Consider the following 1,296-nt stretch of genomic DNA (forward strand, 5'->3'; position numbering starts at 1 on the left):
TCATCGCGTGCCGGGCAGCAAGGCAGCGGTTAAAGCGTAGTCGCGCAACACGCGGGCGCAGCTGACCCAGATCAGCCCAACAAACTATCTGGTTGGAGAGATATAGCAGGAGGGGGATATCGCTGCTCTTCTCGAACGGGTTGTCTCAGAGCCGGAACATTGGAGCTTCAATCGCACAATCATCCGGGGACACAGCACCGGGGCAGACAACTGCTATAGAGGAACAGGGTTCAGGCGGGCGTAACCAGGAACCAGGATGGTCAGTGCGAGCATCCACTCCAGCAGAGAATAACCGATACCGCCAAACACCTTACGAAGCAGTAGGATAATCTCAAGGATTGCCCAAGCGCGAATGATGATCGACTGCGGCGAGACCCAGACCTCAGGCGCGGCATTGGGTCGATATCGCGAATGCGTACCGCCAGCCTCTCATTGGGGCGCAGCCGGTGAGCGCAGGTCAGCTAGGATCGCTCATTCGGGCGATCCTTGACGCATACGATCGGAAGCGCCGCGATACCCGCGCGGGTGTGCAGTGTGGGCAAGCAGCGGGCCGGCCCGCACGGAGACCTCCCCACATCTTTAGTGCGAGGGTGCGCGTTGCCTCAAGGCGTCGATGAGGATCTCGCGGTTCTGATAGCGAACATCTTTTCCTTTGGCGATGAACACGATCTGCTCGGCGATATTACCCCCCTGATCGCCAATACAGCTCAGCGCACGCATTGCCATTACCAATTCCAGTACCTGCCCGACGAGAGCGGGGTCTTCCAATACGAAGTTCATCAAGTGGCGCATCGCCGCATCGATTTCCTGATCCAAGACGATATTATCGGCAAAGACCTCCAGTGCAGCATCGACATCGGTATTGGCCAGGGCATCGAGGGATCGTTGCAGCATCTCGGTGGCGAGCTGGTGCAGGCGCGTGACATGGTGGAGGATCTTGGCGCTCGGCTGCTGATTGCCGCGTTCGAGGAGGTTGACGACGCTCCACGCGATGCGCCCGGCACGACTGCCAACACGCTCGAGGTGGGCGACGACCTTCGAGAGTGCCAGAACCAAGCGTAGGTCGATGGCGGCCGGCTGGCGCTTGGCGATTAGGTTGAAGATCATGTCGTCGGCGTCGAGCACGAAGTAGGCGACTTTGCGCTCGCGATCAAGCACCCGGCGGGCCTGCTCGATCTCACCTTGCGACAGTGCACCGACCGCCGCGGAAGTCTGCTCAAGCACCAGCACGCCCATGTCCAGGACAAGCGTCCGCAATGCCGCAAGCTCCTCGTCGTAGCTGCGCACGATGTGGCC

The 1,296-nt window shown here is 60.2% G+C and carries 1 protein-coding gene; it reads right to left on the reverse strand.

Annotation, left to right across the window (positions count from 1 at the left end; translation table 11 throughout):
* Positions 1 to 579: 579 nt before the first annotated feature.
* Positions 580 to 1,296, reverse strand: a 717-nt coding sequence (phoU, locus tag CKO31_RS25900) for a phosphate signaling complex protein PhoU (protein ID WP_200243748.1), incomplete at its 5' end; no start/stop codon positions are given.

Origin of the sequence: Thiohalocapsa halophila (assembly GCF_016583825.1) — a bacterium.
Taxonomy (GTDB): Bacteria; Pseudomonadota; Gammaproteobacteria; order Chromatiales; family Chromatiaceae; genus Thiohalocapsa; species Thiohalocapsa halophila.